This is a genomic window from Segatella oris (assembly GCF_900637655.1).
Classification (GTDB): domain Bacteria; phylum Bacteroidota; class Bacteroidia; order Bacteroidales; family Bacteroidaceae; genus Prevotella; species Prevotella oris.
Map to the genome: position 1 here is coordinate 2,470,256 of NZ_LR134384.1, position 24,457 is coordinate 2,494,712.

At 45.9% G+C, this 24,457-nt stretch carries 15 protein-coding genes, 2 tRNA genes, 3 rRNA genes and 2 pseudogenes; 6 read left to right on the top strand and 16 right to left on the bottom strand.

The window, feature by feature from the left end; all coding sequences use genetic code 11:
• Window positions 1-20: 20 nt before the first annotated feature.
• Together EL210_RS10275 and EL210_RS10280 are read left to right on the top strand one after the other, a co-directional pair.
• The gene (locus EL210_RS10275) at window positions 21-2,381 is read left to right on the top strand and encodes a beta-glucosidase family protein (protein WP_018921118.1); all 2,361 of its coding nucleotides are present in this window, start codon (window positions 21-23) and stop codon (window positions 2,379-2,381) included.
• 52 nt (window positions 2,382-2,433) lie between these two features.
• Window positions 2,434-3,717 carry an esterase gene (locus EL210_RS10280; protein WP_025879771.1) on the top strand — a complete coding sequence of 428 codons (1,284 nt, stop codon included), beginning with the start codon at window positions 2,434-2,436 and terminating at the stop codon, window positions 3,715-3,717.
• Here the strand turns inward: EL210_RS10280 and EL210_RS10285 are convergent.
• Complete coding sequence (locus EL210_RS10285; RefSeq protein WP_232000341.1) at window positions 3,636-3,866, bottom strand: hypothetical protein; 231 nt, start codon at window positions 3,864-3,866, stop codon at window positions 3,636-3,638. The two genes, EL210_RS10280 and EL210_RS10285, sit on opposite strands and share 82 nt — an antisense overlap.
• 274 nt (window positions 3,867-4,140) lie before the next feature.
• Window positions 4,141-4,284: a hypothetical protein gene (locus tag EL210_RS13625; RefSeq protein WP_018921121.1), complete on the bottom strand. Its 144-nt coding sequence runs from the start codon at window positions 4,282-4,284 to the stop codon at window positions 4,141-4,143.
• A 606-nt stretch (window positions 4,285-4,890) separates the two neighbouring features.
• Between EL210_RS13625 and EL210_RS10290 the strand changes: the two genes are divergently transcribed.
• On the top strand, window positions 4,891-5,796 hold the full coding sequence (locus EL210_RS10290; RefSeq protein WP_081620299.1) for an IS982 family transposase: 906 nt from the start codon (window positions 4,891-4,893) through the stop codon (window positions 5,794-5,796).
• 61 nt (window positions 5,797-5,857) lie between these two features.
• Here the strand turns inward: EL210_RS10290 and EL210_RS10295 are convergent.
• From EL210_RS10295 to EL210_RS10330, 8 genes and pseudogenes are all read right to left on the bottom strand, one after another.
• Window positions 5,858-6,782 (bottom strand): annotated as a pseudogene (locus tag EL210_RS10295) (Abi family protein).
• Window positions 6,783-6,983: 201 nt separating this feature from the next.
• Window positions 6,984-8,260 (bottom strand): annotated as a pseudogene (locus EL210_RS10300) (tyrosine-type recombinase/integrase).
• A gap of 59 nt (window positions 8,261-8,319) precedes the next feature.
• Window positions 8,320-9,549 carry a site-specific integrase gene (locus EL210_RS10305; protein ID WP_018921124.1) on the bottom strand — a complete coding sequence of 410 codons (1,230 nt, stop codon included), beginning with the start codon at window positions 9,547-9,549 and terminating at the stop codon, window positions 8,320-8,322.
• Window positions 9,550-10,185: 636 nt separating this feature from the next.
• Window positions 10,186-10,298: ribosomal RNA gene (gene rrf / locus EL210_RS10310) — 5S ribosomal RNA — on the bottom strand.
• 265 nt (window positions 10,299-10,563) lie between these two features.
• A 23S ribosomal RNA gene (locus EL210_RS10315) occupies window positions 10,564-13,468 on the bottom strand.
• A 229-nt stretch (window positions 13,469-13,697) separates the two neighbouring features.
• Window positions 13,698-13,771, bottom strand: a tRNA-Ala gene (locus EL210_RS10320).
• A 150-nt stretch (window positions 13,772-13,921) separates the two neighbouring features.
• Window positions 13,922-13,995, bottom strand: a tRNA-Ile gene (locus EL210_RS10325).
• A gap of 289 nt (window positions 13,996-14,284) precedes the next feature.
• Window positions 14,285-15,816: ribosomal RNA gene (locus tag EL210_RS10330) — 16S ribosomal RNA — on the bottom strand.
• Together the 16S, 23S and 5S rRNA genes with 2 tRNA genes alongside form the textbook arrangement of a ribosomal RNA operon.
• Window positions 15,817-16,757: 941 nt before the next feature.
• Here EL210_RS10330 and EL210_RS10345 point away from each other — a divergent pair.
• Together EL210_RS10345 and EL210_RS13910 are read left to right on the top strand one after the other, a co-directional pair.
• On the top strand, window positions 16,758-17,039 hold the full coding sequence (locus tag EL210_RS10345) for a hypothetical protein (RefSeq protein ID WP_018921215.1): 282 nt from the start codon (window positions 16,758-16,760) through the stop codon (window positions 17,037-17,039).
• A gap of 118 nt (window positions 17,040-17,157) precedes the next feature.
• Window positions 17,158-17,280, top strand: coding sequence for a hypothetical protein (locus tag EL210_RS13910; protein ID WP_258577616.1), 123 nt, complete (start codon window positions 17,158-17,160; stop codon window positions 17,278-17,280).
• A 119-nt stretch (window positions 17,281-17,399) separates the two neighbouring features.
• Here EL210_RS13910 and EL210_RS10350 read toward each other — a convergent pair whose 3' ends face one another.
• Window positions 17,400-17,900: a hypothetical protein gene (locus tag EL210_RS10350; protein ID WP_018921217.1), complete on the bottom strand. Its 501-nt coding sequence runs from the start codon at window positions 17,898-17,900 to the stop codon at window positions 17,400-17,402.
• A gap of 568 nt (window positions 17,901-18,468) precedes the next feature.
• Here EL210_RS10350 and EL210_RS10355 point away from each other — a divergent pair.
• The gene (locus tag EL210_RS10355; RefSeq protein WP_018921218.1) at window positions 18,469-18,900 is read left to right on the top strand and encodes a hypothetical protein; all 432 of its coding nucleotides are present in this window, start codon (window positions 18,469-18,471) and stop codon (window positions 18,898-18,900) included.
• A 535-nt stretch (window positions 18,901-19,435) separates the two neighbouring features.
• Here EL210_RS10355 and EL210_RS10365 read toward each other — a convergent pair.
• The 5 genes from EL210_RS10365 to EL210_RS10385 form a co-directional block, all read right to left on the bottom strand.
• The gene (locus EL210_RS10365; RefSeq protein ID WP_004345446.1) at window positions 19,436-20,500 is read right to left on the bottom strand and encodes a relaxase/mobilization nuclease domain-containing protein; all 1,065 of its coding nucleotides are present in this window, start codon (window positions 20,498-20,500) and stop codon (window positions 19,436-19,438) included.
• Window positions 20,484-20,915, bottom strand: coding sequence for a plasmid mobilization protein (locus tag EL210_RS10370; RefSeq protein WP_004345447.1), 432 nt, complete (start codon window positions 20,913-20,915; stop codon window positions 20,484-20,486). Before EL210_RS10370 ends, EL210_RS10365 begins: the two co-directional genes overlap by 17 nt.
• 363 nt (window positions 20,916-21,278) lie before the next feature.
• Window positions 21,279-21,776: a DUF3408 domain-containing protein gene (locus tag EL210_RS10375; protein WP_004345448.1), complete on the bottom strand. Its 498-nt coding sequence runs from the start codon at window positions 21,774-21,776 to the stop codon at window positions 21,279-21,281.
• Window positions 21,777-21,781: 5 nt separating this feature from the next.
• The gene (locus EL210_RS10380; protein ID WP_004345449.1) at window positions 21,782-22,783 is read right to left on the bottom strand and encodes a toprim domain-containing protein; all 1,002 of its coding nucleotides are present in this window, start codon (window positions 22,781-22,783) and stop codon (window positions 21,782-21,784) included.
• 198 nt (window positions 22,784-22,981) lie between these two features.
• Window positions 22,982-24,265 carry a virulence-associated E family protein gene (locus EL210_RS10385; protein ID WP_004345450.1) on the bottom strand — a complete coding sequence of 428 codons (1,284 nt, stop codon included), beginning with the start codon at window positions 24,263-24,265 and terminating at the stop codon, window positions 22,982-22,984.
• Window positions 24,266-24,457: the final 192 nt, after the last annotated feature.

The window sequence follows — 24,457 nt, forward strand, 5'->3', positions numbered from 1 at the left end:
ACAATCAAATCATACCACCCATGAAGATGAAACAACTGTTTTCAACCGCCCTCGTAGCATCGCTTTTCGCAGCATGTTCGCCGCAAGGAAAGACCATCGACAAACAAGAAATCATTCATAAACTGTCGTTGGAAGACAAGACTCACTTCGTCATTGGCACGGGAATGGAGCATGTGGACGGCAATAATGCCGTAATAGGAGCGACAAAATCAATCGTTCCCGGCGCTGCTGGAACCACCTATCCGCTTGACTCTCTCGGCATTCCCGCCATCGTTTTAGCCGATGGGCCGGCCGGATTGCGCATCAATGCCCACCGGAAAGGCGACTCGGCAACCTACTATTGCACGCATTTCCCTATTGGAACGCTGCTGGCTTCGACATGGAATCAAGAGCTTGTAGAGGAAGTTGGCAAGGCTATGGGGAACGAAGTGAAAGAGTACGGCGTTGATGTTTTGCTAGCACCTGCGGTGAATATCCATCGAAACCCGCTCAACGGACGCAACTTCGAATACTATAGTGAGGACCCATTAGTGGCTGGTAAGACCGCAGCAGCCTACATTCGGGGCGTTCAAAGCAATGGTGTTGGCACGAGTATCAAGCACTTTGCGTTCAATAACCAGGAGACTAACCGCATGAATACAGACGCCCGTATCTCGCAACGTGCCATTCGTGAGCTCTATCTGAAGCCTTTCGAAATAGCCATAAAAGACGCCGAACCGTGGACTGTCATGTCTGCTTACAACAAAATCAACGGCATATATACTTCTGAAAGCAAGGAACTTCTGACCACAATCCTGCGCGAAGAATGGGGCTACAAAGGCGCAGTAATGACCGATTGGTTTGGAGGTAAGGACGGAGCCAAGCAGGTATGGGCGGGCAATGACATGCTCCAACCGGGCAAAGAGGAGCAGTTCAGTGCGATAGTCGATGGCATAAAGAGCGGCAAACTGAAAGAGGCTGACCTCGACAGAAACGTTTCTCGCATCCTTAATCTCATCGAAAAGACACCTCGTTTTCAGGGTTATCGCTACAGTAACAAGCCTGATTTGAAGGCTCATGCAGCCGTAACACGACAAAGTGCTGCCGAAGGAATGGTGTTATTGAAGAACAATAATGCACTTCCCTTGTGCACTAAACCCGCTAAAACGCAGATTGCTCTCTATGGATATTCAAGCTATGACTTCATTGCCGGGGGCACCGGGTCGGGCAATGTGAACCATGCTTACGTGGTATCTCTGCCGGATGGCCTGAAGAATGCAGGCTACAAGATAGACAAAAGCCTTCAAAATGCATACATAAAGTATGTTGCCAAGTGCCAAGCCGACGAGGAAATGCGTCTCGAAGCAGCCAAAAAGAAAGACCCGAAAGTCGCTATGTTGGCAGCATTCCTGCCTACTCCGCGACCGACGGAGATGGAGATTGATACCCAACAGCTGGCTGTTCAGGCGCAAGAATCGGATGTAGCACTCATCACTTTGGGCCGTATCAGCGGTGAATTCCTCGACCGTAAGCAGGAAGATTTCTATCTTACGCAAGCCGAAAGCAAGCTCATTAGCAGCGTTTGTCAGGCTTATCACAAAGAAGGAAAGAAGGTTATTGTGCTCTTAAACGTCGGAGGAGTGATCGAAACAGCATCATGGAAGCACCTGCCCGACGCCATTCTTTGCACATGGCAGGCCGGTCAAGAGGGCGGAAACTCGGTGGCTGACGTCGTTACGGGCGCGGTTTCGCCTTCCGGAAAGCTCACTATGACTTGGCCTATCGCCTTCTCTGACGCCTATTCTTCAAGGAATTTCCCTATCGATATCATACCCGATTTCGATTTGAAGGGCCAAGGTAAGAAAGGAACCGGCCGGAAAAACGTGGACTATACCAACTATGAAGAAGACATATATGTGGGCTATCGCTATTTTGACAGCTTCGGAAAGCAAGTCTCTTTCCCGTTCGGTTTTGGGCTGAGCTATGCGCAATTCCGGTATTCTGATGCCAAAATAGACAATAAAGGCGATGAGATTTCTGTTAGTGTAGATGTAAAGAACATCGGAAAAGCAGCAGGAAAAGAGGTCGTAGAGCTTTATGTTGCTGCACCCAACAGCCTTGAACGCAACAAACCCACGCACGAATTGAAGGCTTATGTCAAGACAAGAACGCTGAAACCCAACGAGAAGCAAACGGTCACTTTGACCGTAAAAGCAACCGACCTCGCATCATTTAACGAGACAAAATCGGCTTGGATAGTCGACGAAGGGGCCTATCATTTCCTCCTCGGAGCCTCTTCCCGCGACATTAGGGCAACGCTTTCTACCGACATAAAAGCACGGGAAACAAAGGTAAACAACGTGCTTGCACCGAAAGAGAAACTTGAATTGCTGCGTCGATAGGGCGATTTTCGTGTAAATGTCTACAAAATAACAATCATAAAAACCATAGATGATGAACAAGAAACTGATATTTTGCGCCGTATTTGCCTTACTCACCGGGGCAAGCGGCATGGCACAAGAGAAGCTTTTCAATGGGAGCAGCGTACAATCGCCCGTGAAGAACGCCGACGGAACAGTCACTTTCAACCTCTATGCCCCGCAGGCAAGGCAGGTAAGTGTAAGCGGAGACTTCCTGCCGACAGTGAAAATGAAAACCCCAAAAGGTGAAATTGATGCACCAGGAAGCGCACAACTCACGAAAAACGCACAGGGCATGTGGAGCTATACGACCGCCGTGCTCTCGCCGGAACTCTATTCTTACGCGTTCAACGTAGACGGATTGAACGTCAACGACCCTGCAAACATCTACATGAACCGCGACATCAGCACCTACAGCAACATTTTTATAATCACCAAAACAAAGGGAGATAAGGGCTATCTTTACAGCGTCAACGAGGTTCCCCACGGCAATTTGGCCAAGGTTTGGTATGAAAGTCCAACGCTAAAAATGCAACGTCGCATGACAATTTACACGCCGGCGGGCTACGATAAGGGCAAGGCTTACCCCGTACTCTACCTCCTTCACGGTGCAGGAGGCGACGAAAACGCGTGGAGCGAGCTTGGACGTGCGTCCCAAATCATGGACAATCTGATTGCAACAGGCAAAGCCAAGCCGATGATCGTGGTGATGCCGAACGGCAATCCCGACAGTCAAGCGGCCCCGGGAGAGTGGTCGAAGGGCATGTATAAGCCTACTTTCATGGCCAGTATCAGTCCGAAAACGCCCAAAGCGACCATAGAAGAGAGCTTTATGGACATTGTTAACTACGTAGACAGCCACTATAAGACCGTCAAAAGCCGTGAAGGACGCGCCGTTTGCGGCCTTTCTATGGGCGGAGGTCACACATTTGGCATCGCTCGGTTATATCCTTTGACCTTCGATTATTACGGACTTTTCTCTGCAGGATTGCATCTTTCAAAACCCATAAACCTGAAAGATCCGTCGCTATATGACGAGATGAAGGCCGACAAAGCGTTCCAACAACAGATGAAAACGCTCTTCAACAGCAACCCAAAGCTGTATTGGATTGCCATTGGAAACACCGATTTCCTTTACAAAGCCAATGCGGATCTGCGCCGATTCCTTGACGATAACCACTATAAATACGAGTATGTGGAGACCGACGGCGGCCATATCTGGCGCAACTGGCGCATCTATCTGACGGCGTTTGTGCAGAAGCTGTTCAAAGCCTCGCGCATCACGGGCAGTCCCACAGGCATAAAGGCCACTATATAGATAAGGAGAACGAGGTAAGGATTAATGAACCGGAACGTCTCAACATTGTCAAGAAGCAGTCCTATCACTAAGAATACTGCCGAAATGACGATAAGTTTCCAGCTCATTTCGCCTCCGCCATGTTCATGGCTATGTGCTTCGTGTGCCATATTTCTTTATTTTGATTTCTAAAGGCAAAGGTATAAGTTTTTTTTCGCAACCGAGTTGCAAAGGAAAACGGGCCACTTTGCAATCGAAAGAAAAGGAATAAGCATCATGTTCCAAAGATGGAAACGCGCAAAATGGTTGAGAGGAACATGTAGAGATGCACGGCTCGTGCGTCCGTTCTGCGCGGAACTATCAACTCGCCAATTTGTTTACTCGTCCACTGTCAACTATATTGCATTTCAATCTCAGCCATTTTGCACGCTAATATGGGTCATTTTACCGCGCAATCTCAGCCATTTTACCACGCGATATGGCTGAGATTGAAACATAAGGTGTAAGCTGTTGATTATCAGCCTGAATGTATGTAGGGACGAACGGTTCGTGCGTCCGCTCCATTAACCATACATATTTGTCTGCCATTCAAAGCAAATCGGTATATGATGGCAGGGAAGCAAGTAGCACACAAACGACAAACCGCATTGCGGTTTCGTTGTTTAGAGGGCAGCGTTGGCATGCAATGCCAACGCTGTCATAAGGTGAGTGATGCGAAAGCAACGCCATCGGTGTTGCGTTTAAGCCTCACCCAGCCCCTCAAAAGGAGGGGAGTCCAATCTGTTTGCAGGCACATTCACCCTCTCTTTGGGAGAGAAGAGGTAGACTTCACACCTTTTAGCGTTGCTTTCTCGCACATTTCATAGACAAGGTAGCCTCACTACGTTCGGTAACCCTGCCTTACAAACAACGAAACCGCCATACGATTTGTTGCTGCTGACGTTACAATACAACGTTACCCCGGTACGGTTTATCCCTTACCTCCTTCTTGTTTGTCCCCATCATTTATCAAGTGGGGCAACATCAAACGTCAATTACTCCTCATGAATTCTTGAATGGGCCATCAATATAGGCCAAACAGCGGGGTAAAACGAAAAGCGTCGGATGATTGAAGTGTCTATAAATTTGGTGATTAGCGAAATTTGTTATAATTTTAAGGTATTGGAATTCAAATAATTATAAACAAAAATCGCTATGATCACCGAGGACAAGGTTACTGAAATATTTTGTATGGCAGATGACTTCTGCAAGTTTTTTGATGCAATGACAGCAAAATATACGCTAAAACCTACAGGAAAAAGGGAATATCATCGAAATTCTACAATGTCAAAGGCAGAAGTTATGCTGATAATAATCCTTTTCCACGATTCTGGTTATCGTTGTTTCAAACATTTCTATCTTGAAAAAGTATGCAAGCAGCTTCGCTATCTATTTCCAAAAGTTGTTTCTTATACCCGTATAGTAGAATTGGAAAGGGAGGTAGCCGTACCCTTAACCTTGTTTATCAAGAAGGTCTTGTTAGGCAAATGCACGGGCATAAGCTTCGTTGACAGCACACCACTGCGTGTCTGCAAAAACCAAAGAATACATATTCACAAAGTTTTCAAAGGCATAGCTCAAAGAGGAAAATGCTCTATGGGTTGGTTCTTCGGCTTCAAGTTGCATTTGATTTGCAATGAGAAAGGAGAGATTCTCAACTTTATGATAACGCCGGGAGATATTGATGACCGTAAGCCTTTGGAGTACAAAGCATTCATAGATTTTATATATAGTAAGCTATTCGGTGACAAAGGCTACATCGGCAAGAACCTCTTTCAAAGGCTTTTCGTTGACAGAATACAACTTATTACTAAGCTGAAAAGCAATATGAAAGGAGCTTTGATGAGCGTTTCTGACAAACTATTACTCAGAAAAAGAGCTATTGTAGAAACAGTGAAAGATGAGCTTAAGAATATTGCGCAGGTGGAGCACTCCAGGCATAGATGTTTTGACAACTTCATCGTCAACCTACTAGGTGCCATTGCTGCCTATTGCCTGTTTCCCAAAAAGCCGTGTATCAATGTACAAAGGAACTTTGACACACAACTTGCTTTGTTCTGAATTCGTCGAACTCACGTTAAATAAAGTACGGGAATATTGCGATTGATATTCCCGTACAAAATTATCGCCAGATAGATTCCCTATTCCAATGGTCTGGAAAACCAATCTTATAAATAGGGATGTCAGGATTTTCCTCTATCAGTGAGATTGTATTTCTCTTATATGTATCCCCTGCATTGATAGCATTGCACAAGTATAACATGGAAGTAATGATTAGAAATGGCTTCTTTTTAGAGAATTCCGAAAGAGGATATTGCAGCCAAATGCCTCTTGGATTACTAATATCCATTGGGCGTTTTACCATATTTCGACTCCACTCTTGAATGATGGGCTACAATATTTCTCAAATAGGAGATGGCTTCAAGCCAGCTTGAGAGTTCTGTATGCATATTAAGTCCGAATTCATTGGCAATTCTTGCCTTTTCAGGTAACTGATGATTAAGATTCTTATATATCTTTGAAAGTGTTCCAAAAGTCGCAACTTCAAAAATAATCCATGCGTCAGGCTGTTGGGTAAGAGATATACATTTTCTGTCCTCCCACACTCCATATTTGCATTTGTAGTCTTTTATGAAAATCTTACCGCTACGCATAAACTCGCCCATCAGATCATGTATATGTTGCTGTCGGAGCTCTTCATTGTTAAAAAGTCCCTTATCCATATAGTACAGTCCACCGTATGATTGTGAAAGATGATAAATCATCTTCGTCCGCAACGCTATCTCTATGGCTTCTATAGCATCGAACAAGATAAGACGCAACTCCTTATGAAAGAAATATCGTGCAATAACGTCCTTAAAATTGGCGTCATTCTTGAATATATGCTGTTCTTTGTCAGTTTGCATATCCCACCAATACCCCTTCAAACGGTAGTAGCTGATATGACTTAAATGAAGATGGACAAACTCCTCATCTTCTATAATCATGCCTCTATGCTTCAGTAAATCGATCTGTTCCTGAATGGAACGTGATTCTTTATTCGCCATAGTATCTATAAAAAAATGACTCGCCAGCAGATCTTACGGTATGCCAAGCGAGTACTGTTATCTTTGAGTGTGGAAAACCACAACTAACTTTCTGTTTGCAACAGGTAAGTATTATTTTTGTTTCAGCAAAATAATTGCAGATATTTTTTAAGTGACAAAAATGCTACACTACCGATGTGTCAAAATTGATAGGACATTTAATTACAACGAGTTAGCAGAGTTTGGTTCATAAACCTCTCTCTCCATAGTTTCTTTCTCTTTTGCCGATTGTTTGGCAATGAGCCTGTCCATATCCTCCGAAATCTTGTTGTCCGTTACCTGCGCATAAATCTGCGTGCTTGATATGGATGCGTGTCCTATCATCTTGGCTATGCTCTCAATGGGTATTCCTGCGCTTAGGCTCATCGTACCGAAAGTGTGGCAAGCAACATGGTACGACAATCTCTGTCTGATACCGCAAGCCTTGCCCACAATGCACAGGTTCTTGCCCATCACGCTACGGCTGCAATGAGGTTGGAAGACAAGGCTGTCGCCTTTTTCTTTCACCGTCTGCTGTTCTTTGTTTCTTGCCTGCGCATTCCTGCTATGGCTGATGATGGCTTCCGCTATGGGATGCAGTGGCACGATGAACTCGACCTTTGTCTTCTGACGCTCCTTGCGGATATACTTCCGCCCATCCGCTGCCGTTTGGATATGGCTGTATTCTAAACTTTCCATATCAGCGATAGCCATGCCTGTGAAGCATGAAAAGACAAACATCAGCCGTGCCAATTCTGCTTCCCTGTCATTTATCCTCATTGCCATAAGTTTCATTACATCGCTTTTCTGCAGAAAGCGTATTTTCTTTTTCTCCTTCTCATACTTGGTGTTCTCAAACGGATTGCAGCGGATAATCCTCCTACTGACCGCACGGAACATCAGTCGGCTCAACCAACAAAGGTATCGGTTGATGGTCGATGCGGCATATTATCGCTTCTTCAAGAAGAAACGGTACTCCTCGAACATCTCCTTTGTGATAGCTGTAATGGATATATCCTCGTTTCCTCTGTCCTTGACAAACTCCGTGAGCATCTTGTCCGAGTAGTACAGGTTCTGATAAGTTCCCTCCGTCTTTGACTTTCCCACGCACTCTTTGACGGATTGCAGTTCTGCCCTGCTCATGGCAAGCAGCGTTGTCGGATGGGTAGCAATACCTTGCAAACGCTTCTTGATAAGTTCCACGCTGACCACTCCGTCCCTTGTCAGTAAGTCCCGATAAATCTTTCTACAAGTTCTCTGAACTCTGCAAGCTTTTTGTTTATTCTTTTGCCAGTAGTCAATCCTTGTTTGGCATTCCATTCGGAGGGTTTACATTCTTCGCCCGTGGTAATGGCTGCACTCTGTCCGTCTATGGTGACACGGCAGAGAATGCCTGTCTTTCCGTCTGCCTTTGTTTTCTGTTTGTTAATATAGAACAGTATCTTGAATGTACTTCTCATTGTCTTGTTATTTTGCAATTTTAAATGAATAGATAAGAAATCAAATGATTTGATAAGGATTAGATAACCAGTTGCAAATCTTCGGTGAAAGCAAGGAATCGGTCGAACTCCTCAAAGAGTTTCTGTGGCGTTACCTTCGCATAGTGTTCGGTCATGCTTATGTTGGAATGTCCCAGCATCTTGCTCACCGTTTCGATTGGAACGCCCTGTTCCAAGGTGATAAGCGTGGCAAAGGTGTGTCTTGCTGTATGCGTGGTAAAGGGAAACGGGATACTTGCGCGAAGCCATAGGGCTTTCAGACAAGTCTGATAGTTCTTGTACTTGACATAGGAAAGCAGTGTTTCCCTTTCATCGTTGTGAAACCTCTCTATCAGACTAATGGCTTCGGGCAGCAATTTGATACGGCATAGTACACCTGTCTTCTGCCGATTGAACTTCAGCCACAAATTTCTCTCGTCATCACGGACAAGATGAGATTTGCTTAGTTCCATCAAATCGCAATACGCAGCACCTGTATAACAGGCAAAGAGAAAAATATCCCTTGCCGTTTCCATTTCCTCCTCCAAATCATCAAAGCGGAGTGCCTTTAACTTCTCCAATGCTTCTTTGTCAAGAGCTTTAGGTGCTTTCTTGTCTCCTCGTTCTATATGTACTTTATCAAACAGAAGCGTATCTGCCAGCCCCTCACGATAAGCCAGCCTACAGACGGTCTTCAAATCTGCTGCAACTCTGAAGAATGTGCTTTGCTGATGACCAAGCTCACCAAGACAGAATGCTTGCAATTCGTAGATGAAGCTTTCTGGCAATTGCGAGAAAGCCAAATCCGAAACATGATACTTCTTCTGTATAAACTCCTGTAATCGTTTTCGAGTGGAATAATAGGCGGACATAGATCCTTCCTTGATGTCTATACCGATATGGCTTTCTTTTTCCCTGATGAGCATATCCAACCTTTCGATGAGCATACAGCGAGCCTGCACGCTACCTTGAAACAGCTCCTTTACATCGGTTGCATCAAATGGCTGTCCTTTGGCAATTAGCGACTGATAGGTAGATTGAATGGAAAGTAACAGGTTCTCCAACCTTCCGTTAATCTCCACCGCCTCACGGCTCTTGCCGTCCATCCTGCTCTCACGTGAATTCCACAAGTCGGGGTTGCAGGAAAGTTTACAACTGAACTGCGCAATACTCCTTCCAAGTGTTATCCGCCCCATAATCGGGGCTTTACCTGATTTGCCTATACCGCTCTTTTTAAGGTAGAGCAACACCTTCATCTTCTCTGTTTTCATACGCTTTAATATTTGTGGGCAAAGTTACCCGAATTAAAGCGTTCCTCACTTACGCAGAAAACTCCCGACCGAAGCAACAGCCACACGAACGATAATAATTCAGTTACCTATTTTTTCTTCATCGTTACCAACATCAAAACAAGGTAACGCTCTGGTAACTGAACTTCTGCCTAAATCTGCATATTTCTACCCTTTACAAATAGAGCAGTATTATGCTAATTCGTGTATTTCCTCCTCATTATCAGTTAGTTTACATCAGCTTCGATATTTCTTCATTTTCAGTGATTAGTTACATTACAATCTACATCAAGTTACATTACAATCTACATCAAGTTACATTACAATCTGCGTCAAGTTAGAATGCAATCCGTGTCAAGTAGCGTGGCTTTCAGCATCAGAATGCGAGAGGGATAGGATGCAAGTTACAGGGAAGGCAACATGGCAGGGATGTCTTTTCTTTGTGAATGGATGAAAAGGGAATGATAACTCCCAATAAGAGTTGACAGAAATACGGTTTCCTGCAGGGCACAGGAAGGAAACTTACGGGGAGGAAACTTACATAGAGGAGACTGGGAAAAAGGGCAGGCACAAAAAAAGGAGCCCCGAGAATATTGTGTCCTCGGGGCTCCGGCTTAAAGGAGGCGGCTACCTACTCTCCCGCATTGCATTGCAGTACCATCGGCGCAAGTGGGCTTAACTTCTCTGTTCGGAATGGGAAGAGGTGGGACCCCACCGCAATAACCACCTGATGTCTCGTTTTCAGTTCACAAGTCTGTTTCAGTTGACGTGTTGACAGGTTGACAAGTTATCTGTCTTGCTTATTATCCATTGCTTCTATATTTTATCAAGCAACTTGTTTACTCATCTACCGTCTACTTGTTAACTATTAACTATCAACCCGTTTACTCGTCCACTGTCTACTTGTTAACTGACTAACAATATCTCCACAAGCAAAGCTGTAAAGGACTATGTTCTCAGTCCATTGCCTTGAACGGCTCAAAGCGTGAGCCTGAAAGAAGAAAGTCTCGGGCAATTAGTAGTGCTCGGCTTTGACGTCGCCGTCTTTACACCTGCACCCTATCAACGTCGTCGTCTGCAACGACCCTCAACGGAGTTCTAATCTTGCGGCTGGCTTCGCACTTAGATGCTTTCAGCGCTTATCCAGTCCAGACGCAGATACCCGGCGGTGCACCTGGCGGCACAACCGGTAAACCGGAGGTCTGTCCGTCACGGTCCTCTCGTACTAGTGACGGCACCACGCAAAACTCCTGCGCCCACGATAGATAGAGACCGAACTGTCTCACGACGTTCTGAACCCAGCTCGCGTGCCACTTTAATGGGCGAACAGCCCAACCCTTGGGACCTTCTCCAGCCCCAGGATGTGACGAGCCGACATCGAGGTGCCAAACCACCCCGTCGATATGAGCTCTTGGGGGGGATCAGCCTGTTATCCCCGGAGTACCTTTTATCCTTTGAGCGACGGAGTTTCCATACACGTCCGCCGGATCACTATGCCCCAGTTTCCTGCCTGCTCGGGATGTCTCCCTCCCAGTCAAGCGCCCTTATGCCATTGCACTCTGTAAGGCCGGTTACCAATCGGCCCGAGGGCACCTTTGGAAGCCTCCGTTACGCTTTTGGAGGCGACCACCCCAGTCAAACTACCCACCAAGCAGTGTCCCCGCAATCGCGCGGGTTAGACCTCAGACAGCCAAAGGGCCGTATTTCAAGGATGGCTCCACACAGGCTGGCGCCCGCGCTTCAAAGCCTCCGGCCTATCCTACACATCGGATGACCGAGATCAATGCTAAGCTGTAGTAAAGGTTCACGGGGTCTTTTCGTCCCATCGCGGGTAATCGGCATCTTCACCGATACTACAATTTCACTGAGATCATGGTTGAGACAGCGTCCGGATCATTACACCATTCGTGCAGGTCGGAACTTACCCGACAAGGAATTTCGCTACCTTAGGACCGTTATAGTTACGGCCGCCGTTTACCGGGGCTTCAATTCAAACCTTCACCTTAAAGGATGAGCTCTCCTCTTAACCTTCCGGCACCGGGCAGGTGTCAGGCTGTATACGTCATCTTTCGAGTTTGCACAGCCCTGTGTTTTTGTTAAACAGTTGCCTGGACCTATTCTCTGCGCCTCATATTGCTATGAGGACCCCTTATCCCGAAGTTACGGGGTCAGTTTGCCTAGTTCCTTAACCATGAATCTCTCAACGCCTCAGTATGTTCTACCCGTCTACCTGTGTCGGATTGCGGTACGGGTACCTACAGGATAAAGCTTAGCGGATTTTCTCGGGAGTATGGTTACCTGCGCTGTCAGCTTCCCCCGAGGGGGAGGCCGTACTGTCAAGGTCGGCTCTCGGAGTGGATTTGCCTGCTCCGATCAACGCCTACGCTCTTCAACGGGGACTTCCGTCGCCCCGCGGCAGTGTCACTGCTCCGTCTCCACGTCGCTCCTGAAGGTAGTAACGGAATGTTGACCGTTTCTGCCATCGCCTTCGCCATTCGGCTGAGACTTAGGACCCGACTTACCCCGGGATGATTGGCATTGCCCGGGAAACCTTAGACTTACGGCGGAGGGGAATCTTACCCCTCTTGTCGTTACTTATACCTACATTTGCTTTACCATGCGCTCCAGGATCTGTCATCATCACCATTCTGCGCACATGGTATGCTCCCCTACCGATACTTTCAATATACATTGCTATCCCGCGCCTTCGGCATCTGACTTATACCCGATTATTATCCATGCCCGGACCCTCGACTAGTGAGCTGTTACGCACTCTTTGAATGAATGGCTGCTTCCAAGCCAACATCCTAGCTGTCATGGGGACCGGACTTCGTTAGACTAACTCAGACAGAATTTCGGGGCCTTAGACGGCGGTCTGGATTCTTCTCCTCTCGGGGACGGACCTTAGCACCCGCCCCCTTACTGCATGGCTGCAGTCCGTGAGCATTCGGAGTTCGTCAGGTCTCGATAGGCGGTGAAGCCCTCTTGACCTATCGGTCGCTCTACCTCTCACGGAGATCGCCACACGCGGCACCTAAATGCCTTTCGGGGAGTACGAGCTATCTCCAAGTTTGATTGGCCTTTCACTCCTACACTCAACTCATCCGGAAGCTTTTCAACGCTTATCGGTGCGGTCCTCCATTCCGTGTTACCGGAACTTCAACCTGGTCAAGTGTAGATCACTTGGTTTCGCGTCTACCCCCTCTGACTTAAACGCCCTATTCAGGCTCGCTTTCACTGCGGCTGGGAGCATCATTACTCTTAACCTTGCCAGAGATGGTAACTCGTAGGTTCATTATGCAAAAGGCACGCCGTCACCGGATATACCGGCTCCGACCGCTTGTAGGCGTATGGTTTCAGGAACTGTTTCACTCTTCTTGTCGAAGTGCTTTTCACCTTTCCCTCACGGTACTGGTTCACTATCGGTCTCACAGGAGTATTTAGCCTTACCGGATGGTCCCGGCGGATTCGCGCAGAATTACTCGTGTTCCGCGTTACTCAGGATACCGCTATGCCGAATCTTGCTTCAAATACAGGACTTTCACCCTCTGTGGTTCTTCTTTCCAGAAGATTCTTTTCACTCGATCCATACAATGTCGCGGTCCTACTACCCCGCAGCTGCGTTGCCACAGTCACGGTTTGGGCTCTTCCCCGTTCGCTCGCCACTACTGGGGGAATCATTGTTTATTTTCTTTTCCTGCAGGTACTAAGATGTTTCAGTTCCCTGCGTTAGCTCCCACGCTCAGCGTGAGTGACCGTCCTTCAGACGGCCGGGTTGTCCCATTCGGAAATCCCCGGATCAGAGATTATTTGCATCTACCCGGGGCTTATCGCAGCTTATCACGTCCTTCGTCGCCTCTGTGAGCCTAGGCATCCGCCATACGCCCTTTCTTACTTTCTTCTTATGAAGGATAAAGCGGGGATACAAGAAGCAACATACATTGCTCTGCCTTCCTCCGGCTTCACCTTCTGAAGCTCATACTTTCAGCTGTCAAGTGAAATCGCATCTTGCGATTTGATTTCTAAGACTGAACTTAGTTTACTTTACAGTTTTTGCTTGTGTCAATATGTCAAAGATCGTATGGAAACCTCAGAATGCACGCTTCAGCATGCACGGTGATGTCCATCTGTGGAGAATAACGGATTCGAACCGTTGACCCCCTGCTTGCAAAGCAGGTGCTCTAGCCAGCTGAGCTAATCCCCCAAGGTAGTAATTCATAATGATTAATGCATGATGCATAATTATGATTACCATTTGATTGGAGTGTTCATCATTCAAGGTTCCATTAATAAGCAAAACTCAAATTTTAGTTTGGATTATGCATTATTAATTATGAATTATGAATTAAAGAAGTAGTCCCAGGCAGACTTGAACTGCCGACCTCCACATTATCAGTGTGGCGCTCTGACCAACTGAGCTATAGGACTGTGGTCTGTTCATGATGCACAATGCATAATTATCATTTCCATGCTCATGCTCATGAATCCCGGTTGGCTGCTGTCCAAGACCTGGGCTTGGATAGCCCGGCTTCCTTTTTCTCTATATCAAAAAACAGGTGCGGCAGTACAAGAAGAACGGCAGAATTCCTTGCCTATCTCTCTTTTATTTATCCCTATTGTCATTACTATTGACTTGTCGACTTGTCAACTTGTAAACCCGTTAACTCGTCAACTTGTTTACTGTCAACTCGTCAACCAGCAGGAAATCCGTCTCCAGAAAGGAGGTGTTCCAGCCGCACCTTCCGGTACGGCTACCTTGTTACGACTTAGCCCCAATCACCGGTTTTGCCCTAGGCCGTTCCTTGCGGTCACAGACTTCAGGCACCCCCGGCTTTCATGGCTTGACGGGCGGTGTGTACAAGGCCCGGGAACGTATTCACCGCGCCATGGCTGATGCGCGATTACTAGCGAATCCAGCTTCGTGGGGTCGGGTTGCAGACCCCAGTCCGAACTGGGACCGGATTTAAGGATTAGATCGTGTTTGCACAAAATCAACTCTCTGTACCGGCCATTGTAACACGTGTGTAGCCCCGGACGTAAGGGCCGTGCTGATTTGACGTCATCCCCACCTTCCTCACACCTTGCGGTGGCAGTGTCTCCAGAGTGCCCAGCATCACCTGATGGCAACTGAAGAAAGGGGTTGCGCTCGTTATGGCACTTAAGCCGACACCTCACGGCACGAGCTGACGACAACCATGCAGCACCTTCACAGACGCCCCGAAGGGCCTCATCATCTCTGAATCGTTCGTCTGCAATTCAAGCCCGGGTAAGGTTCCTCGCGTATCATCGAATTAAACCACATGTTCCTCCGCTTGTGCGGGCCCCCGTCAATTCCTTTGAGTTTCACCGTTGCCGGCGTACTCCCCAGGTGGGATGCTTAATGCTTTCGCTTGGTCACCAGGCTGAAACAGCCTGACAACGGGCATCCATCGTTTACCGTGCGGACTACCAGGGTATCTAATCCTGTTCGATACCCGCACTTTCGAGCTTCAGCGTCAGTTGTGCTCCCGCAAGCTGCCTTCGCAATCGGAGTTCTTCGTCATATCTAAGCATTTCACCGCTACACGACGAATTCCGCCTGCGTTGCGCACACTCAAGTGGACCAGTTCGCGCTGCAGTGCAGACGTTGAGCACCTGCATTTCACAACACGCTTAATCCACGGCCTACGCTCCCTTTAAACCCAATAAATCCGGATAACGCCCGGACCTTCCGTATTACCGCGGCTGCTGGCACGGAATTAGCCGGTCCTTATTCATGCGGTACCTGCAATGAAGGACACGTCCCTCACTTTATCCCCGCATAAAAGCAGTTTACAACCCATAGGGCCGTCTTCCTGCACGCTACTTGGCTGGTTCAGGCTTCCGCCCATTGACCAATATTCCTCACTGCTGCCTCCCGTAGGAGTTTGGACCGTGTCTCAGTTCCAATGTGGGGGACCTTCCTCTCAGAACCCCTACTGATCGTCGCCTTGGTGGGCCGTTACCCCGCCAACAAGCTAATCAGACGCATCCCCATCCCTGACCGATGAAATCTTTAATCGTCGTTGGATGCCCGCAGACGATGCCATGAGGTATTAGGCCGACTTTCGACGGGTTATCCCTCAGTCAGAGGCAGGTTGGATACGCGTTACTCACCCGTGCGCCGGTCGACGCCCGGGGAAGCAAGCTTCCCCGTCGTTTCCCCTCGACTTGCATGTGTTAAGCCTGTAGCCAGCGTTCATCCTGAGCCAGGATCAAACTCTCCATTGTAAAGTAAGCTTGACAGGTAAAAAGCAAAAAGAAAAGACAGCAGAACTGTCTCGGCTTCAAGCTCATACCCTAAATAATCTGTTCAGAACGAATCTCCCTGATTTAATAGTAAAAAAACAAATTGAAAGCAAGAAAGCAACGGACTAAGAAAGCAATCACTCGCTATCCCGTTCCCCATCACTTCACTGCTCGAATTGATCGGTTCGTTTATTCTACCCAAGACACATATTGCTACATGCCTTGCTTCTTGTACTACTTCTCTGTTTATGTAAATCCTTTCAAAGAACGCTTCTTCTAAGTGGCCAAAGCCTTTTGCAAGACCCCTGCCTTGCTCCTGGAATGCATAATCAATGTTCAAGTGATTTCTTCCTGAAAGCGTTTGCAAAGGTAATACAAAAACACGCCACTTCCAAATGTTTTTAAAGAAAAGTTTGAAAATAACTGAAAATTTTCATAAATCATGACAGAAAGACAGGATTTACGAGGTCAGGAAACAGAACATACCGACAAACGGCTGACCGCAGAGAGGCTGACCGCAAGCTTGAGGACGGCGACGCAACTGTAAAGAAAACTACACAAAGAACACATCGGCGTCGGCGGCTCCCTTTCTTCTGTTTCTTTCCGTCGTTCTTATTCTTGTTCTTTGTTCTTGTTCTTAGGGAAAGAAAAGCCATTGATTATCAGATAGTTGAAATGTTAATTAATCTAAACTTCAGAGCAAGTGAAGAAAAGTTGAGCAGAAGTGGAGAGACTTCCAATAAAATTAAGACGCGAAACAATGCTGTATTTTATAACGTTTTACAACCATTTATGTAGATTATTTTTCACTTGAAACATCACATTCCCTTACTAAATTATTCCTGCCAATAATCACATTATATAATAAATGTACGCGTGAGAAAATTCTTTTTCCATTCTTCAAAGCTATAAAAAAACAGCTCTTGAAAGAACAAAAAGAATACAGTTCTGAACCAGAAGCCCGTTTGGAAGACTATCACAGCACATCTTCAGCGCATCTTTCTCAGCAAATACAGAATAGGGAAAGGCCCTCTATATCTGAAAATTCGGCAAAACCGCCTATTTTTGCAGATGAGGAATTGGTGAAACGTACCGAAGAATCATTTGAAGTCAAAATTAAAGGACCCATTATCATAGAATTATATGCCAAATTCACACCACCAAGAGACCCATACTCCCACTTGTTACCACACGAGGATAGTTGAGGACTTTTTAGGAGTACATAATTTCACTCCTACAATTATTACGGAGTGTACGTTATTCAAAAAAGGGAAACACCGTGTAGAAGTTCCCCATTTGAAAATGCTATCCAAAAATAAAGTTATGGACTTACTCGTTGATGCGGAAATGCCATTTAGTGAGTTTGAAGCCTACTACAAGCATTTGCAAACAATGAAAGAGTTTGATGACTTGGTAAAAATCTCAGGACGTACATTGAAAAAGTAATTTACTTTTTCTTTTACTGCTTGAAGTAAGCAGGATTATATCTAACACCGCAGCGCATATCCAACCAACTGGACCGAAAAACAAAAGGACGATAAACAATATCGCAGCGAGACACCCTTTCATAATTTTACTGTATGATAGTTAATTATTGCGGTAGAGTAATATGGGGTTTCTCTTATATCCATAATCTGACAGCCAAATGTTCTTAGTTTCAGATTAACTTGGTATATCTCCCCGAATCGGTCTTTCTTAGGGGCGAACATTCCACGAAGTTGAGCCTCTTTTTCTGTCTTTGGGTAGCCGTTTAATCGAGTAAAGCCTATCCAATAAGCGAGGTAGTACCTTGTGCCGAATTTTACGGAGATAAGTTTACCGTCAGACTCACGGTAAAAACACCTTATAGCCGTTATTTCGTTGTCATAGGTGTTTTCCACTTCATACACGATAAAGCCTTCTTCCTCGCCAACTGGACTACCAACGGATTGTTCAAATTGTTCTTGGTTTACTTTACCGACTAACTTAATCATATTGTCAGGTGTAAGATCAAACTTGTTCTGCCCCAATGACATCAATGAGATAAATAGAAAAATTGTTCCTAAAATAAGTTTTCTTGTTTCCATTCTATATTTTATTTAGTTAAACAATAATCTGTAAAACGGCAACGGTAGAACGAAAACGTAGAACCACTGCCCAACGTCATCTTGGCCTACCACAGCCAACTTACCCATAGGAGCGGTTCTACGTCTATGACGCAAGACACACTTCACCCATTGGGGTAAGTTGATTTATCAGCCTTTATAGTCTTGTTGTGGTAGTTCGATGACGATTAGGCTGTATGTCCGAAAAGAGTGCAAGCACTCAAATTCGGTTGCAAATATAGTTATTTTTTAGCGAGATAACTATTATGTTGATTTGGAAAGTTCAAATGAATTTTTATATTTGGTGTAAATAGTATATAATTACGTAAAGATTATTATAAAACAAATTAAAACTGCTCATGCTTACAAAATGCAAATACAGCCTATAAGAGCACAGTACGGGCGATTACAACAACGCACAAATACAACAGCAAAAGTCATGGCCAACACTAAAAAGACTTTCTCGATGATTTTTTCTCTGCTCACAAGAGATTTCTCAAAATAAATGCTAACTTTGTAAATGTTATTACTCATCTAAAAAATAAAGCTCATGATTAAGATTATTTTATGGATAGCAGTAGCAGTCATCTGCCTCTATATCCTATGGAAAAGCTTTTCAGCAAACAACAAATGCCCTAAAGAAGAATTGCAGACCGATGGGAATACCGAAGAAGAATATATAAACGAGGTCATCAAGCAATATGGCGAACCAGTTGAAGTACTCAGTATTTCTGCGCTCACCAATACCCGACAGGAGTTGCCTTTGATGCTTTATGCAGACTTTCTCATCATCAACAAGCAACGCATCAATCAAGAAGATATCAGCGACATCACTTTCAACAACAGCGCCAATCCCTACATTGCCAATGACTATCAGGTAATCATCACGCTTCAAGATGAAAGCAAAAAGAGTTTTTCTGTAGGCAATGACATTGACCAGGCACGCTATATCATGCAACGCCTGACAGAACTTTACAGGTAGATCCACCCCATCATCTATAGCCACTCGCAACAAAAGACCTCCGAGAGAACGATAACAAACGATCTTAGCGGGACTTAGGAGCGGGTGAAAGATTAGTCAAAAGGCATCATCAAAGTATTTAGCTTGGAGGGTATGCGGCTGCAATACAGTCAGTAACATATATCGCGAATAACAGAAATTAAATCCAACAAGTCGACTATTCGCTATCGAGATAAGATGCAGCACAATGAATATGATGTTCTAACATGAGTCATCTCAGGTTCTAACTTGTGGCATATTGGCATGCAATATGCGTCAAAAGGCAATGCAAGATAATATCTAAAATACAACTTATTGGAAATAAAAAAGTTAGCTTGTTTGTCAAACTGAATAGGTAACGATTTGGAAACGAGCGAACTACTTGGTGTCGCTGTTTTCTGCCTAACAAAGAACGCTTGTTATTCTGTTTGCAAAGATAATACTTTGTTACCGAATAACAAGCGTTTTCAAAGAAATATTCACATATCTGCATTTTGGATTGTTGCTGTTGGAGTTGCTATAATCCTCTCCCTCGCTTCTTCTTTCTGTTAGCTTGGTTTCTGAGCTTGCGCTGCCATGCGGTCTCGGCATAGTCATCGCCATGTGTAGTTGGCGTAATCATTCCGCCTACTCCCTCCACCAAATCATCGGCTGTGCTGATGGCTGCATCTGCCATATCTCTTATAGTTTGTGCGATTTTTGGCGTTTCCTTAGTTGGTGGTGGACTGTATGAACGGCTTGGGGGTACGAGTTGATAGCCAGCATCCTTAGTATCTGTATGCTTTGACGATTTGCGTATTACTTGGTCAGATATATTCGTATCGGCTTTCTTACCTGCCTCGAAGTTCTTTTGCAAAGAACGGTAGCCAAACTCTCTGCCTACTTCCGATGCCTTGAAAGATTGTCCTCTGTATGAGAACTTCAAGCCATATACCTTGCCCTGCTTGTTTTTCATGCGTTCTATGGTTACTCCTTGCTTGTTCAACTCATAGAGGAACATGGAATGTCCCGTGATGCCTGTACCTTTGTATTTATCAAGCAGGCTATAGCATATCCCTTGCAGTTCTTTCTTTGCTTCCTCCCTTGTGGGATTGACTTTTGCCTTTTGGTGTTTTCTCTCCGCCTTGACCTCCTTTGCGATGGTCAAGCCTTTCTCCCTGCTAATGTCCTCCGCCACCCTTGCTGCCCTGTTGCTCACAAAAGTGGTATCATATACCTCACCGTACAGACTGATGCGGTTGGCGATGATGTGGATATGCCTGTTGTCTGTATCCTTGTGCGTTACTGCCACCCACTGATGGTTGTCAAGTCCCATTTTCTTGGCAAACAGATGGGCTATTTGGGCAAGTTCAGAAACTGATAGTTTCTTCTCGTCCTGTGGTGCGATGCCGATTTCAATGCGCAGGAACTTGTTCCTGCATCGGGTATTGTAGTCGCCGACTACCTTCATTTCCTCGTAAATAGCCTTTGATTCTCTGCTACAAAGGTTATGGAAGGCAAGCCGATTACCCAGCTTGCCCTCTCTGAAGATATAGTCCAATGCAGTACTTCCGTGTGCTATCGCCTTACACTTTCCTATCATATCTCGGCAGATTTAAGACCTTATATATATCGTCACCAATGCGGAAGTGAGGGTCGAAAAAACGCTTAAATGCTTCTTTGGCACATATCGAAAGGTTCTTGGTTATCGGCACCCATGACTCGTCCTTTATCCTGATGAGGTTGGAAACCTGTGCGTAGTACATTCCCGTTCGGTGGAGTACGGCAATGGCTTCCTTTTCATTGTCGGTCATCTTGGGAACGGCTACCACTTCACCATTCAAAAGAATCTCACGGCAGTACTCGGAGAACTTCCGCCCTGTGCTTTCTGCCTTTGCCTTGATGCGCTGCTTCTCCTCCAAAGTACACCTAACCTTGATGAACTCCGTCTTGTTCATCTGCTTTTCTTCATTGTCCTTCTGCTGCCATTGGGTAGCTTTTCTTCTGTATTTATTCATATAAATTTCTCCGAAAGTTAATCATTATAGATGATTCATTGCTGCTTAATTTCTGAATGATGACCGATGAGAACGGAGTGATTACGGTCTAATCTCCCCGGCTGTTTATCGAGGGGAGCAAGCGCAGTTTGTGGGTACAAACTGACGTCTTGCAATGCTACCCTAACAGACCGTTTACGCATAAGGCGTTTTGTTGCCAAAAAGTGAATGCACGGCATTCCGTGTCTGACTGCGTTCGTGGCATTCCCACCGTTCAGTATGCTTGACAAATGTCCGTTTTCATACTCCCGAAAAAGGGTTGAGGGAGAAGTGAAAATGAAAGAGATGTTCCTCCTCTTATCCCCCTCGTCCCTTTCTGTCGGTTTACAATCTTCTCCATTTCTCTATATCCTCACCATATTCCTCCAGATGAAGGCGCACGATGTTCTCCACAAAACTTGAAAGGTTGCTGCCCCTGTCGCCCAATCTGCGCACGATGAAGTCCGCCCGCTCCTGTGTCTCCCTGCTCAGATAGACCGCCTTTCGGCCTATCAATTTGGTTGGAACAAGATAGGCTTGCTTGTAGGCTTCAAGCGTTTCCTTTCTCATCTTGGCGCTGATGCGTCTTTGAACGGCTGTGTTCTCTGTGTGCTGTGATGGCACTGCATCCTGTGATGATACAACATGCTGCTCATGTTCCGAGTTCTCCGATGGAATACCCGACTGGTTTATAGGTGCTCTTTTTTCCTGCTTCCTGACCTCTTCCCATTTAGGGATAAGTATGTCTTTTTGTTCAGTTGTCTTTGAAGAAGTATCTTCTTCGTTACCACCCAGGTAATATAAGAGGTCATGCTCCTCGTCTGTTGTTTTCTTCTTTTCCATTGTCTTTATCTCATTTTATATTTAACTTGTTTTGTCTTGATAGAATTGGTTTGCGGTTGTAATGTATTCAGTGATTGTCTTTTCTGCTGTCCACGCACCCTGTGGATATGGTACTCGTTGAGGTCTTTGAACCGTCCGTAATGCACGGACATATCCTCCACCTTGAAACCTGCCCTGATGAAATCATTGGTTGCTTTCCGTCCAGCATCGTCATTGTCAAGGAAGGCACGGATATGGGTTAGGTGTCTGTCGTTCAGATAGCGGATAGCCCTTGCAACGTTGCTTACGGAGTTCAGCACAAGACAGGCACTCGTTACTTCTTCTTTCATTGAAAGGAAAGAAAGGAAGTCCATGAAGCCCTCGAACACACAGACCGGTTGTATTTTGTCAGTCACCTTATTTCTCGACCTATCCATGAATATAGGGGTAATGTCCTTCGGGGCAATCGTTCCCTTGAACGAGCCGCTGTCCCGAAGCTCATAGCCACCCGACTGATTGGCGAAGCCGATGGCTTGATAATGCTGCCCCCTTACCTCATAGCTGATACATTTGAGGAATGGCTTTGCCTTTGCCAAATCAATGTAGCGTTCTTTCATGAGGTAGTCCTGCAAATGTGGCGGCAAGGTGTCTGATATGCCTGTCAGTCTCCTTGTCCCGTTTGCCGATGTAGCCTGTCCAATACTTTCCTGATTGGAAGTGCCATGTACACATACCATACGAGGACTGCACGTTGTATCGGGAGCGTTCCGCCCCAAAAGGCGGATGGCTTCCGACAGGCTGCATCGCTCCATGCGCATACAGAGGTCGATGATGCTTCCGCCACGTCCCTCGGCATAATCTATCCAGAGGTTCTTCTCCGTGTCCACCTTGAAGCTCGGATGCGTTTCCTCCCTAAGCGGTGAGCGATAAAGGGCATAGGCTGGTGTCCTGCGTACAGGCTTGATGCCTTTCCTTTCAAGATACTCCACGATGGGGTATCGCTTGATGAGTGATAAATCTTCTTTCATTATTGCGATATTTATTGGTTGAACATTTCTTTCTTATCTCAAAATATTCTGTTCGACAGGACTCTACTTCCTTGATTATCTTTTCCAAAGTTTTTCCCTTCCAAACTTTTTTATCTTTCTTCTTACTACATACTAATATGTTGTAAGTTATTGATAATCAGTGATAATTTGTAGTGCACAGCAATACTACACGCCCTACTACATCAGGCTACTACAACTACCAAGCAGGGGACAGGGTAGTATCTTCCTTACTTTGTACACATAGATGGGACTGCCACCGTCACGCCTCCTGCTCACTTTCTCAAAGCCTGTCCTTTTCAAGGCTTCGCCCATGTGTTTTAAGGACAATGGATGATGTGTATAGGTACCTAAGTAGGTAAGTATCTCCGTTGTGGTCATATAGGAGCAGTGGGGACTATCCTCCGCAGGCTTCTCAAAGCAACGTAGCAGGAGTTCCATTTCTGCGGTCTGCACCTGAAATTCCTCGCTCTCTTTGTATAACTCCACTATCTCATCATCGTCAAACCAATATCGGAAGCCTGAGTTTAGCAGGACTTTGGCTTCGGTATAGACGGCATCCATAGAAATAGCCTTTGCTCGTTCTATATCAATGGATAGCACCTCAAAGGGCAGGAATCGTCGGCTGCCCGTGGGATCAGTCAGGAAATCGTTGCCGTTCACCGAAGCCACGAAGCTCGCCAGGTGTGGATGTTCCTCCACATACTTGTCGTAGGGCATACGGTATTTGACCATCGGGCAGGTGATAAGGTTCTTCAGTTCATTCTCGTCCCGCTTGTTGAGGGCTTTGAGCTGGTCGTCAATGTTTACGATGAGGTTCTGCCCGATATAGGTGAGCGTGTCCTTCTCCTGAGGATATATCTTACCCGTGTAACTGTAACCGTGAAGGGCAGAAGGACAGAGCAGGTCAAGGAACGTTGTCTTGAACTTTCCCTGTTCTCCTGTCAGTACAAGGCAGGTGTGGTTACGACACTCTCGGTCGTCCATGGTGTTGGCAACCACTGCCACGAGCCACTTGGTGAGGTACGGCAGCCATTTTTCAGCGTTGCGGACGGTAACACACGAAGCGAGATTGGCGATTGCGCCTTGACCTATCTCTATCTTGCGCAGTACTTCCGAAGCATCAACCGTTGGCAAAGCCTTGAAGTATTCCTGTATGGGATTGATGCGTGGTGAAAAGCTGCTTTCAATGATGGAATAGAGGTTGTCGGACGATGTAACGATACCCACGTCGAAGTCAAGTTTCCTACGGAGAGAGTTGATTTCATAGCGACCTACTTTTGTGAAACGACTGCCTGCATCTTTATAGCTACGGTATTCTGTTCTGCCCAGCACGGTGTTGTACCTGAACGCATAGTGCGTCCGGAGATAGGTTTCTATCTCGCTGTTCTTGGAGGTGTTTCCCCTGCGTTCGGTAGAATTGCCAGTTGTTTTCATTCTGCTTTTATCTGCTTCATTTTTCATTGTTTATCCGTTTTGGTTTCCTAGAATGAAGTTACGGCGAGAATGTCAATGTTCCAAGCATTCGGAGAGTGCTTGCATAATGTTGCGCTCATTGGCAATAGATTTCTTACGGAATTCTTTCAGGAAACAGCAGGAAAATAAGGATTTAAGCCAAGAACAAGCGCACAAGTGTAGAAAAGTAATAGGAAATGT

Bases quoted from the DNA above. Each gene is read 5' to 3' on its own strand.
- EL210_RS10375 (WP_004345448.1), bottom strand. From the start codon at position 21,776: ATGGAAAAGAAGAAAACAACAGACGAGGAGCATGACCTCTTATATTAC.
- EL210_RS10280 (WP_025879771.1), top strand. From the start codon at position 2,434: ATGAACAAGAAACTGATATTTTGCGCCGTATTTGCCTTACTCACCGGG.
- EL210_RS10275 (WP_018921118.1), top strand. From the start codon at position 21: ATGAAGATGAAACAACTGTTTTCAACCGCCCTCGTAGCATCGCTTTTC.
- EL210_RS10355 (WP_018921218.1), top strand. From the start codon at position 18,469: ATGATTAAGATTATTTTATGGATAGCAGTAGCAGTCATCTGCCTCTAT.
- EL210_RS13910 (WP_258577616.1), top strand. From the start codon at position 17,158: ATGGACTTACTCGTTGATGCGGAAATGCCATTTAGTGAGTTTGAAGCC.
- EL210_RS10370 (WP_004345447.1), bottom strand. From the start codon at position 20,915: ATGAATAAATACAGAAGAAAAGCTACCCAATGGCAGCAGAAGGACAAT.
- EL210_RS10290 (WP_081620299.1), top strand. From the start codon at position 4,891: ATGATCACCGAGGACAAGGTTACTGAAATATTTTGTATGGCAGATGAC.
- EL210_RS10385 (WP_004345450.1), bottom strand. From the start codon at position 24,265: ATGAAAAATGAAGCAGATAAAAGCAGAATGAAAACAACTGGCAATTCT.
- EL210_RS10305 (WP_018921124.1), bottom strand. From the start codon at position 9,549: ATGAAAACAGAGAAGATGAAGGTGTTGCTCTACCTTAAAAAGAGCGGT.
- EL210_RS10365 (WP_004345446.1), bottom strand. From the start codon at position 20,500: ATGATAGGAAAGTGTAAGGCGATAGCACACGGAAGTACTGCATTGGAC.
- EL210_RS10350 (WP_018921217.1), bottom strand. From the start codon at position 17,900: ATGGAAACAAGAAAACTTATTTTAGGAACAATTTTTCTATTTATCTCA.
- EL210_RS10380 (WP_004345449.1), bottom strand. From the start codon at position 22,783: ATGAAAGAAGATTTATCACTCATCAAGCGATACCCCATCGTGGAGTAT.
- EL210_RS10285 (WP_232000341.1), bottom strand. From the start codon at position 3,866: ATGGCACACGAAGCACATAGCCATGAACATGGCGGAGGCGAAATGAGC.
- EL210_RS13625 (WP_018921121.1), bottom strand. From the start codon at position 4,284: ATGGCAGACAAATATGTATGGTTAATGGAGCGGACGCACGAACCGTTC.